Origin of the sequence: Halalkalibacter oceani (assembly GCF_040544555.1) — a bacterium.
Taxonomy (GTDB): domain Bacteria; phylum Bacillota; class Bacilli; order Bacillales; family Bacillaceae_D; genus Halalkalibacter; species Halalkalibacter oceani.
Window position 1 is genome coordinate 1 of record NZ_JBEPKD010000046.1, and the last position, 10227, is coordinate 10227.

Sequence of the window (10227 nt, forward strand, 5' to 3'; positions counted from 1 at the left end):
ACTCTCCATAAAAATGGTGAGCTGATTAAGCTCTTACGTTAATAAATTGACAGTCGCTTCACGCTGCATCCTGTGCAGGCTCCGCTGACTTTTTTATGGTGACATTCGTCACCTTTTTCGCTTGGCTTTTGTTCAGTTTTCAAAGAACTCGCGTCGCTCATTGGCGACTTTTCTAATATAACACAAAGATCAAAACAGGTCAACATAAAATAAAATTATATTTTCCTTAAAAGGCTTGTCCCTTTGTGCGGTTCCAACAATATAGCATGTTTATTGATCCGGTGTCAATATCATTTTTCTATATGAATTATTGCATTTTTTTCCTCGTACGGGGAAGAAGATAGTTTACGCTTTCCTTTGGCGTGACAAGCCTTTTATAAATGTTGAATACAATTTGATACTTCTCCTCCATCGCCCGTTTCACAAGCTCATCAATCCGCGGATCCGATAAATCCAATAATATTTCTTCCATCTCTCTCTTTAGCATATATTCCACTTCTTGCGCTTCTTTTTGATTTAATAAAAGACCTAACACCATTACCACCTCGACAATTGTGACTTTTCAACAGAACAGCAACGGTCATTTTTCAACCTTTTGCTGATATCTTCTAAATTATTTTCGATAGAGGCTCATTTTATTCATATCCTGTCCCCCTTTCCGCATACATTGTTCATAAACAAGGAAGAGGAGGACAACCAATGAGATTTGTATGGGTAGTTCACGCCAAGCGATTAAAGCAAGCATCCCTTATTGTAATCGCAGCCTTATTTACAGCGGGCTTGTTATATGTAGAGCGCTCTCATATTATGGTTTTTTCTACTGAGGACGGGCCGCAAGCTTTTTATAAAGCAGAAACCGATGACCAGGTGATTGCCTTAACCTTTAATATCAGTTGGGGGGAAAGCAGAGTAAAACCGATTCTCGACATTCTTGAACAGAAGCAGGTGGATCATGCCACCTTCTTTGTCTCGGCGTCGTGGGCGGAGAAATACCCGGACTTAGTGAAGGAAATCAAAGATCGTGGACACAGCATCGGGAGCCACGGCTATCAATACAAGGATTATACAAATTGGGATGATGAACAGGTTAGAAAGGATATCGTCCGTAGCGGAAATGTGTTGAGTGAAATCATTGGAGAGAAGCCAACCTTGCTCAGACCTCCAAATGGAACATTCGATAAGCGCGTGTTGACCGTCGCCGAAGGACAGGGCTACAGTGTCGTGCATTGGAGTATCGATTCCAAGGATTATCAGAACCCCGGCGTGGAGACGATCGTTGAAACAGTCGTACCGCATACGGAGTCTGGAGATGTATTACTCTTTCATGCCTCTGATTCTGTTAAACAAACCCACAAAGCCTTACCGATTATTATTGACCAGCTTCGTGATAAAGGCTTCACCTTCAGCAGCATCGAAGACTTAATGGCAAACACGAAATCAACAAATGAAGAAATCCACTAAGCAATAAAACAAGCGGAATTTCAAAGGGCAATTATTGCTCACTGAAATTCCGCTTTTCGTTTTTATGAAGCGGGCTGGCCCGATAATCGGTGAAGGATCAATAATTGCCATGTATTTCCGACAATGAGCGGCGTAAAATAAAGCCAGAGCCACTTCGTATCATTCACTGTTAAGGCAGGAACCCATTCAATCGTCGTGACGACCACAATAAAAAATAAGGCCGGAATAAAGGCACTTTGATTTGTGCCACGTGCTTTTAAATAAGCAATCACTAAACCATAAACAAGCAGCAGGACAGGAATGATCATATAACCAAACATCGTTTCTCCCGGCTCCGCAAAGGCGATATATCGAAAATAGAACAAATCAAACAGCACGAAAGCAATCAGGACAATTTGCACATAGTTCCACAATTTATGTGATTTAAACAGGCCAAGACCGAAGCGGTGAACCGTTAAATACGCAAAAAAGCCCATTTGGCTAATAAGCGAAAAAGCGGCACTCATCCCTAAAAGCCAAATCACCCCGACAATCAAATTGGCCGCGCCCCCTGACAGATACATTTCATAGTCAAAGGCAAACCCCACGATGGCTCCACTGACACTTCCAATGATGAGAGTGGTAAAAAATAAATAAACCACTTTTCGACTATTCACAAGCTTTTCCTCCAATTTACACTATTCCTTTCATGATTGTAACAAGCTCGCTTTAAAAATGCCAGTTGTTCAGTTACACGCATGCATAAAATGCGTGGAAATGTCTCAAATTAATGACAAAAGAACGGAAAGGAGCCGCACGCATGAAAAGGATTATGTATGTTCTTTTAGGTTGCCTGCTACTCCCCCTGGTCCTGACGAGTTGTGCAGCGGCTGAGAATGGTGGAAATAGCAGTCCTGATTATGAAAACACAAAAAAAATGATGGTGGATATGCTGAAAACCGATGAAGGAAAAGCAGCCATTCAAGAATTGATGCATGACGAAGAGCTGCGTCAGGAGATTGTGATGGATAATGCGTTTGTGAAGCAAGCCATCCAGGAAACACTAACTTCTGAAGCGGGTAAGAAGTTTTGGCAGGAGACGATGAAAGATCCTGAATTTGCTAAAACGTTTGCCGAAAGCATGCAGACCGAAAATGAAAAAATGTTAAAAGCGCTAATGAAAGATCCCGAATATCAGGGAATGATGATGACAATTCTTCAGGACCCGGAAATGGAACGAGCCGTCCTGGAAACGTTAAAATCGAAGGAATACAGACAGCAAGTCATGAACATTATGTCTGAGTCATTTGAAAGCCCGTACTTCACCGCAAAGGTAAATGAAATCTTAACAAAGGTTGCCGAACAGCAAATGGAAAAGCAGGATGAGGGCGGTAATCAGCAGAATGAACAGCAAGGAGGAGGAGAAGGCGGTCAGGAAGGCGGAGGAGCTTCTGGCGGAGGCACTTCTTCATAAAACCTATGAGGCTGGGACAAAAGGTTGTTTTTCACCTTTTTCCCAGCCTCTCTAAGCAATGAGCGGAACCGCCACGATCTTTTAAAGCCCGTTGTGAGTGGTTTCTCACAACGGGCTTGTGGCGTGTGAAGCCATTGCCAGTAGGTCCAAAGCTAGTTTTGTCTCAAGCTCTTTTTTATTGCGAGCGGTGCTCGAACTTGTCCCAAACAAACCGGGCGGCTCTTTTATGTTGTTTTTTCAATAACCCGTTTTGCAATTTGCGTATAAATGTCGCCAATCGGGTGGTCGGCCGGATAAATAGAAGGAGCAAAATCCTCTTTGTCGATTTCTGGCTGGCCTAAAGGAATCTGACCGAGCAAATCGGTTTTCAGCTCATCCTTAAGACGTTCGCCGCCACCTTTGCCGAATACATATTCTTTTTCGCCGGTCAGCTTACTTTCAAAATACGCCATATTCTCGATAACCCCGATAATTTCATGATTCGTCTTAATCGCCATCGATCCGGCCCGGGCTGCGACAAAAGCAGCCGTCGCATGAGGCGTCGTCACCAAAATTTCCTTTGAATGCGGCAGCATCGTATGAATATCAAGCGCTACATCGCCGGTACCAGGCGGCAAATCAAGAATCAGATAGTCCAGCTCTCCCCATTCAACCTCGCTAAAAAACTGGTTCAGCATTTTACCGAGCATCGGTCCCCGCCAAATGACAGGCGCATTATCCTCGACAAAGAAGCCCATTGAGATGACCTTAACACCAAAACGCTCCACAGGATAAATACGATCTGCAATGACTTGGGGACGCGCCTCAATTCCCATCATATCCGGTACGCTAAAGCCATAAATATCTGCATCAATAATGCCGACTCTTTTTCCCAGCCGGACAAGGGTTGTCGCCAAATTAACGGAAACGGTCGATTTTCCAACCCCTCCTTTCCCGCTCGTCACTGCAATAAATGTTGTCTGATTATCTGGGGAAAGCAGTGGAGGGCCTTGGAAAGCAGCTCCTTTTAGTCCACCAAGCTGCTTGATCTCATCTTCCGTTAAATTATCAAAACGCAGACCAACAGCCGTCGCCCCTTCTCCCTTTAGAATATTGACGATCTCCTGTTGAATCTGCATTTGTTCAGCTGTTCCGGTTTTAGCCAAAGCCACCTTTAAACTGACCCGTCCATCCTCTTTAATGCTAACCTCCCGGACACCGCCCGTCTCGACAATGCTTTTATTAAGGTCGCGATCTTTGACCCGCTGTAATGCTTCCATAACTGTTACTTCATTTATCAATACGGACACCTTCCTTTTTCCAATATATGCTTAGTATAGCATACTCCCCTTTCAGATGAATCCGTTTGCAGTCAGTTTTCCTGCTCCGGGGCCTCCTCGTTCGTATAAAAACGCATAATTCCCTGGTAAATCGAGGCCGCCACCTTCTCCTGATAATCCTCTGTTTCAAGAAGTTCCGCCTCTGTCGGATTCGATAAAAAACCAGCTTCAACGAGCAAGCCCGGGATTTCCGCATGCTTTAACAAAAAGACATTATGAATCGGCTTCGCCTGTCTCGTCGTATTTTCAAGGTTGCGGCGGATTTCGTCCTGAACAAATTTGGCAACTGCCTCATTTTCAGGAATAGTACGGTTGTAGAAAGTCTGGGCTCCTCTCCACTTCGGGGACGGGATCGCATTCATATGAAGGCTGACAAACAAGTCCGCTTCCGACTCATTAATGATCTCCACTCTCCGCTTCAAATCCTCGACTTTCCGCTGCCGGATTTGCCTTGTATCGTCTCCAGCTAAGTCACGGTCTTCCTCCCTCGTCATCAGTACAAGCGCTCCTGCCTCCTGGAGATAGTCACGCAGTTTCTCGCTAATAAGCAAGGTGATATCCTTTTCCTGCAGACCGGTGCGCGACACAGCGCCCCCATCCACTCCCCCATGCCCCGGGTCAACGACAATCACTTTTCCTGATAAAGGAAGATTCCATGTTGACCACGAGTCATTTGTAATAAATTGATATTGGATAATGAATAATAAGCTCACGACTGCCACAGCAAAAGCGCAGCCTTTTATCCATTTTTTCAGATTCACTCCCATCCCTCCTTGTCCCTTCTGTTCTATATATATTTGGACAAAGAATAGATTATGAAGTGATTTTAGCCGATGCGCGCCCTTCTTAGTGAAGCCGCAGGCGATGCTGCCGCTCCGCTTCCTTAAAGCCGCGATTCCACCATGTATCGACAAAGCTCTCCGTTGCCACCTTCAAAGAATCGAGCACATACTCATTATCAAGCAGCCACCCTTGGAGCAGGGTGAAGATCGCGTGGGTAATGTCAATCAGTTCCTCCTCACAGCGCTGCTTCACTTCTTCCTCGGACTCACCGAGATAGCCGAAGCGGCCATATTCCGCCCCGAGCAAATACGCATCAATCGCCATATCCATACATGGGTCGACCAAAAATGGATGCGATAAAAAATAAAAAGGTACCACCGTTTTAAATTGGGCCTCCACTGAAGCTTTTATTTCCTTTAATGATAACTTTCGTAACAGGCTCCGTTCAAATTTCCACTGCTTCTCCCGACGTCTCTCTGCTAATGTTGTGACAACTGTCATTCCTTCTCCACTCCCATTGCTTTTTCTTTTTAGTATGAGGCGCGGCTAAGCGGCACATGCAGTGGAAATGCTGTTGAAATTGCCCAAGACAGCGGATCCCCGTTCATCGCAAAAAGAGGAGCCGTCGGACGGTTCCTCTTTCGTATTGAATAAGGCTAGTTCATTTCTGTTAGTGGAAATTTGAATTTTGCATCTTCCTGTAATAATTCAGAAACGGTCACAAATTGATACCCTTTCCTTTTTAATTCTGGAACAATGATCTCCAGTGCTTGTACCGTTTGCGAGCGGTCGCCGCCAAAATCGTGAAATAAAATGATGTCCCCATTACATATATTCGAAAGAACATTGTTAACGATTGTCTTGACGCCAGGATTTTTCCAATCATATGTATCCTGATGCCATGACCACATGACGACAATATAGTCGTTTTCTCTTACATTGCTGATGATTTCATCATTATAATGCCCCAACGGCGGGCGGAAAAGACTTGGTCTTACCCCAGTTGTTGATAAAACGGTTTGTTCCGCATCCCTTATTTCTTTTGTTAGTTGACTTTTGTTAATTCTGTTAAGGTTCGGGTGGGTAAAAGTATGGTTTGCGATTTCATTTCCATTGATGATAATGTTTTGGGCGACCTCCGGATTCTCTTTCACCCGTTTTCCTACAACGAAAAATGTGGCCTTGGCATTATTTTCTTTTAAGATGTCCAGAATTTGATTCGTATACAGCCTGTCCGGTCCATCATCAAAAGTCAGCGCTACAACCTTTTGCTTAGTCTTAACCTCCCAAACGACATCGCCGTTTTTTTCATAATACCAGCGGTCGTGCTGCTCGGCATGCGCGGAATTACTCACGCATAACAGGCAAAGAATCAACCATATCATTCTCCCGGCTTTTTCCATAATATACTCCTTCATAAGTCGTTTAGTTACAGTATTCATAATGCAGCAGATAAAAAATCAGTGAACTGTTTTCTCATTTGGAAGCATTTGTCCTTTTTTCGAAGGGTATTTTTGAGGAGATTGATCGATACTATACTATCGCTTTCTCATGATGAATAAAGGTGCTGATTTTATGAAAAAATGGCTTACCATGGTTTTTCTCCCCGTTGTTTTGTTGCTCTTTCTTTCTTTTCCTTTCACGGCTTACACTCACCCTTATATTATTGATTCATACGATGTTGTGATTGATGTCGGACACGGGGGCATTGATGGAGGAACCTCGGCAAACGGCGTGCTGGAAAAAGATCTCAATTTACTCTTCGGCCAAAAGCTGATGAAGGAGCTGCGTCAAAAATCGTATCACGTCGGGATCACACGATTACATGATTATTCCTTAAGCGATGACAGTCCGTTTCCTCATCTTCGCCGGCATATGAGGGATTTAACGCAGAGAAAATTAATTGCCGATGCACTTAAGCCAAAGGTTTTTATCAGTTTGCATGTTAATTGGTCTAAACATAACAAGCGGAGAGGTCCTGTCATTATTTATCAGGTGAGCGGAAAAAGCTATCACTTGGCGCGTATCGTTCAGGAGCACTTAAACAGCTATTACAATATGAAGAAGCGTCCGCAAAAAGGCACTCCTTACTTTTTAATGAAACACCTTGATATGCCTTCGATTATCGTCGAGCTGGGTTATATAAGCAACCGCGAGGATTTTCGTTTATTAACGGATGAAAAAGCGCAACATGACATCGTCGCTGTGCTCGTTCATGCGATCGAGGAATATCTCCTTCTTTACCCGGCTGATGAGGCGTGAATGTTTCCCCAATCAATTAAGCGACCTATATCATCATGTTTATAAATGAATAGGATGGATAGAAGGAGCTGAGCGGTATGGAAATTAACCTCATTGATGAAGGCATTCTTCCCCTTCTTGACGTGATGACAATATTGCTTATCGAGGATAATCCAGTCTTAGGAATTGTTCTGTTAGCTTTATTTAAATTCGCAACCGAAGAGAGGCTTGTCAGAATCTCGTTTATTTTGTTGATCATCGTGCTAAATACAATTACTTTCGAATAAAAACACCGTTGGACGGCCCTTCCCCATTGGAAAGAAAAGCCCTTCTCCAAAAAGGAGAAGAGCTTGTAAAAACCCAAACATGCGGCTGCATCCAAGTAAGCTATCGCATGCTTACAAAGGGAGCTTGTTGGCTATCATCTTCATCGTATATTGTTTCGCCGGCTTCCTCCACAATATAGCATTCACGAACCTGACCGTTGCCCTTCGTGTTCATATAAACCTTATACGGCCCCACTTGATAGACGTCTTCCGCGTTGTTCCTAATCAGTATCTCTTCAGTGAAAGCCTCCGTCAAACCATCGGAATCTACTTCCGTGACGCTGACTGTCAGCCTGTTCTGATTCCCATTAAGTCTCTCGACCGTAGCCAATGGCGTTGCGCTGTCAACATTGACGACCGGGAGAATGACGGCACCCCATTATATAAAACATGAGCTTTTATGTTTCATTCGCTTTGCAGCTTTTTTCTCCATCCATCCAAGCAAGGATGTGAACGAACATACATTTGCCATTTATTAGCCATTGAATAACAAATAAATATTCGCATATAATATGAATATCAAGCAAACACTTGTTCTCATTCAGGAGTGAATCATCATGAAAGTGATCTTTTTAGTTGATATGCAGTCATTTTACGCTTCGCTGGAAAAGGCTCGGGATCCGCGTTTAGATGATAAGCCGGTCATCGTCGCCGGTGACCCTAAACGCCGGTCTGGTGTTGTCTTAGCTGCTTGTCCCCTGGCGAAGAAGCGCGGTGTAAAAAACGCTTCAAGGCTGTGGGAAGCTTTACAGAAATGCCCGGAGGCTGTTGTCGTACCGCCGCGGATGGAGGACTATGTTAAAGCGGCGACTAGGATCACCGCGATCTTAGAAACATTCACCCCGCTAGTTGAACCTTATTCCATCGATGAACAATTTATGGATGTGACAGGGAGCCAAAAGCTATTCGGTTCGCCCTGTAAGATCGCCCGGATGGTTCAGACGGCAATCTGGGAAGAGTACAAGGTTCGAGCCAGGGTCGGAATCGGTGAAAATAAGGTCCTCGCTAAAATGGCTTGTGATAATTTTTCTAAAAAGAGTAAAGGCGGGGTCTTTTGGCTCAAAAAAGACGAACTTGAGGAACATCTGTGGCCGCTGCCCGTCGGTTCCATGTTCGGCGTTGGCTCACGCATGGAACAGCACTTACGTAACATGGCCATTCGGACGATTGGCCATTTGGCTGCCTGTCCGGTCGAGCGTCTTAAAAAGAGGTGGGGCATAAATGGTCATGTGCTTTGGATGACAGCGAACGGCATTGATTATTCACCAGTATCCATTGGCTCCCATCAGGGCGAAAAGACGATCGGCCATGGCATGACACTCCCTTACGATTATACGACCGAGCGGGATATTCGAGTCGTGCTGCTTGAGCTTTGCGAGGAAGTTTGCAGCCGCGCACGCCGCTCACACGTCATGGGTCAAACCGTCTCATTAAGCGTGTCAGGAGGGAGCTATAGGATACCGGCCGGCTTTCATCGACAGAAGACAATCGCCTCCGCTACAAACGTCACAATGGAGATGTACAGCTACATTTGCGAGCTGTTTGACAAGTTCTGGGATGGATTCCCGGTACGTCGATTAGCGGTATCGCTCGACAAATTGCAGTCGGATAAAGTCGTCCAACTGAGCTTGTTTGAGCAGGATAGAGACCGCCTCTTACAGATCGGTTCAGCCATGGACCGGATAAAGGGCCGCTACGGGCAAACGTCCATCATCCGCGCTTCCTCTTTACTTTCCCCGGGCCAGGCCCGCGAGCGCGCAGCTAAGATTGGGGGACACTACAAATGAGTGAGTATCTCAAGCGAAAAAACTTACTCTGGGAAGGAAGCAGATTCGTCCTTCCAGAGCAAAAGGCAGCCTATTTAGAGCATCAGGCCAATCAAAATAAGCTTCCTCCTCCACTGTTGGACGATCAGGCATTAATGGAAATCGGCATGATTGTGATGGATGCCCTCCAGCGGAAGCAGGAGGTGAACGTTGTCTATTGGGATAATGGCGCTTATAAGGAGATTAACGGAGTGATTGATCTGGTGGACCATCAGCTTCAGCATTTCAAGATAAGCAGCGGGTCTGATTACGAGTACATTCACATTAAGTATCTTAAAACAGTAGAAAGGGTGTAACTGTTATGGATCGGGTAACGGACATTGAGCGTAAAACTTTAACGATCATCAACAATATGTCTCAGCTGCACCGCATACCGACTATTGATGATTTATGTCAAAAGACTGGCCGTGGCAAACAGCGGCTGCTCCCTGTTATCGAACAGCTGGCTCATGATCGCAAGGTTAAAATACTAAATGCCAAGCAAGTCATTATGCTCCCGCTCCCTCGCTGGTACGAAAGGGAGCTCGAAGAAAAAGCACGGCAAACGGCCATCGACCTGTAGCTCTTGGTAATGAAAGAGGTATGTAAGTCGTCCAAATTTGAATCCTGATTTACGCATGAAGCAGCTGCTCATGGCGCTCAGCATGCTTTGAGAAAGACTGCTTCTTCTTTTAAAAAAACGACTATTACGCGTGCGATTTTTCACCCAATTGCAAAGCTGTATAATCGGATAGGAGGTTACTCATTAGTTGAGTAGCCGACCTTCCACACCACCGTACGTACCGTTCGGTATACGGCGGTTCCTAAGTTTACACCTT

At 44.9% G+C, this 10227-nt stretch carries 13 protein-coding genes; 7 read left to right on the forward strand and 6 right to left on the reverse strand.

Annotated features, from left to right (window positions below; genetic code table 11):
- Positions 1 to 307: 307 nt before the first annotated feature.
- Positions 308 to 535: a hypothetical protein gene (locus ABMB67_RS22855; protein WP_354573429.1), complete on the reverse strand. Its 228-nt coding sequence runs from the start codon at positions 533 to 535 to the stop codon at positions 308 to 310.
- Between the two features lie 164 nt (positions 536 to 699).
- Here ABMB67_RS22855 and pdaB point away from each other — a divergent pair, with 164 nt between their 5' ends.
- On the forward strand, positions 700 to 1461 hold the full coding sequence (pdaB, locus tag ABMB67_RS22860; RefSeq protein WP_251225324.1) for a polysaccharide deacetylase family sporulation protein PdaB: 762 nt from the start codon (positions 700 to 702) through the stop codon (positions 1459 to 1461).
- 62 nt (positions 1462 to 1523) lie between these two features.
- On the opposite strand, the gene ABMB67_RS22865 is transcribed toward pdaB, so the two are convergent.
- Complete coding sequence (locus ABMB67_RS22865) at positions 1524 to 2117, reverse strand: KinB-signaling pathway activation protein (protein WP_251225325.1); 594 nt, start codon at positions 2115 to 2117, stop codon at positions 1524 to 1526.
- Positions 2118 to 2260: 143 nt separating this feature from the next.
- Between ABMB67_RS22865 and gerD the strand changes: the two genes are divergently transcribed.
- The gene (gene gerD, locus ABMB67_RS22870; protein ID WP_354573430.1) at positions 2261 to 2914 is read left to right on the forward strand and encodes a spore germination lipoprotein GerD; all 654 of its coding nucleotides are present in this window, start codon (positions 2261 to 2263) and stop codon (positions 2912 to 2914) included.
- Between the two features lie 224 nt (positions 2915 to 3138).
- Here gerD and ABMB67_RS22875 read toward each other — a convergent pair whose 3' ends face one another.
- From ABMB67_RS22875 to ABMB67_RS22890, 4 genes are all read right to left on the reverse strand, one after another.
- Positions 3139 to 4194, reverse strand: a complete 1056-nt coding sequence (locus tag ABMB67_RS22875) for an Mrp/NBP35 family ATP-binding protein (protein WP_354573431.1) — start codon at positions 4192 to 4194, stop codon at positions 3139 to 3141.
- 71 nt (positions 4195 to 4265) lie between these two features.
- Complete coding sequence (gene cwlD, locus ABMB67_RS22880; RefSeq protein WP_354573437.1) at positions 4266 to 4988, reverse strand: N-acetylmuramoyl-L-alanine amidase CwlD; 723 nt, start codon at positions 4986 to 4988, stop codon at positions 4266 to 4268.
- Positions 4989 to 5079: 91 nt separating this feature from the next.
- Positions 5080 to 5517: a YbaK family protein gene (locus ABMB67_RS22885; RefSeq protein WP_251225327.1), complete on the reverse strand. Its 438-nt coding sequence runs from the start codon at positions 5515 to 5517 to the stop codon at positions 5080 to 5082.
- Between the two features lie 155 nt (positions 5518 to 5672).
- Entirely contained in the window at positions 5673 to 6419 is a 747-nt protein-coding gene (locus tag ABMB67_RS22890) for a polysaccharide deacetylase family protein (RefSeq protein WP_354573432.1), read from the reverse strand.
- Between the two features lie 172 nt (positions 6420 to 6591).
- Here ABMB67_RS22890 and ABMB67_RS22895 point away from each other — a divergent pair, with 172 nt between their 5' ends.
- The 5 genes from ABMB67_RS22895 (at position 6592) to ABMB67_RS22915 (ending at position 9971) form a co-directional block, all read left to right on the forward strand.
- Complete coding sequence (locus ABMB67_RS22895; RefSeq protein ID WP_354573433.1) at positions 6592 to 7278, forward strand: N-acetylmuramoyl-L-alanine amidase family protein; 687 nt, start codon at positions 6592 to 6594, stop codon at positions 7276 to 7278.
- 77 nt (positions 7279 to 7355) lie between these two features.
- Positions 7356 to 7544 (forward strand): hypothetical protein, encoded by a 189-nt coding sequence (locus ABMB67_RS22900; RefSeq protein WP_354573434.1) that lies wholly within the window; start codon positions 7356 to 7358, stop codon positions 7542 to 7544.
- 596 nt (positions 7545 to 8140) lie between these two features.
- Positions 8141 to 9370: a DNA polymerase IV gene (locus ABMB67_RS22905; RefSeq protein WP_390189891.1), complete on the forward strand. Its 1230-nt coding sequence runs from the start codon at positions 8141 to 8143 to the stop codon at positions 9368 to 9370.
- Entirely contained in the window at positions 9367 to 9705 is a 339-nt protein-coding gene (locus tag ABMB67_RS22910; RefSeq protein WP_354573435.1) for a YolD-like family protein, read from the forward strand. Before ABMB67_RS22905 ends, ABMB67_RS22910 begins: the two co-directional genes overlap by 4 nt.
- 5 nt (positions 9706 to 9710) lie before the next feature.
- Positions 9711 to 9971, forward strand: a complete 261-nt coding sequence (locus ABMB67_RS22915; protein ID WP_354573436.1) for a hypothetical protein — start codon at positions 9711 to 9713, stop codon at positions 9969 to 9971.
- The last annotated feature ends 256 nt before the right edge of the window (positions 9972 to 10227 follow it).

What these genes read in the sequence shown, in the direction of transcription:
- pdaB (WP_251225324.1), top strand. Translation starts at nt 700, where the DNA reads ATGAGATTTGTATGGGTAGTTCACGCCAAGCGATTAAAGCAAGCATCC.
- gerD (WP_354573430.1), top strand. Translation starts at nt 2,261, where the DNA reads ATGAAAAGGATTATGTATGTTCTTTTAGGTTGCCTGCTACTCCCCCTG.
- ABMB67_RS22885 (WP_251225327.1), bottom strand. Translation starts at nt 5,517, where the DNA reads ATGACAGTTGTCACAACATTAGCAGAGAGACGTCGGGAGAAGCAGTGG.
- ABMB67_RS22890 (WP_354573432.1), bottom strand. Translation starts at nt 6,419, where the DNA reads ATGGAAAAAGCCGGGAGAATGATATGGTTGATTCTTTGCCTGTTATGC.
- ABMB67_RS22895 (WP_354573433.1), top strand. Translation starts at nt 6,592, where the DNA reads ATGAAAAAATGGCTTACCATGGTTTTTCTCCCCGTTGTTTTGTTGCTC.
- ABMB67_RS22900 (WP_354573434.1), top strand. Translation starts at nt 7,356, where the DNA reads ATGGAAATTAACCTCATTGATGAAGGCATTCTTCCCCTTCTTGACGTG.
- ABMB67_RS22905 (WP_390189891.1), top strand. Translation starts at nt 8,141, where the DNA reads ATGAAAGTGATCTTTTTAGTTGATATGCAGTCATTTTACGCTTCGCTG.
- ABMB67_RS22910 (WP_354573435.1), top strand. Translation starts at nt 9,367, where the DNA reads ATGAGTGAGTATCTCAAGCGAAAAAACTTACTCTGGGAAGGAAGCAGA.
- ABMB67_RS22915 (WP_354573436.1), top strand. Translation starts at nt 9,711, where the DNA reads ATGGATCGGGTAACGGACATTGAGCGTAAAACTTTAACGATCATCAAC.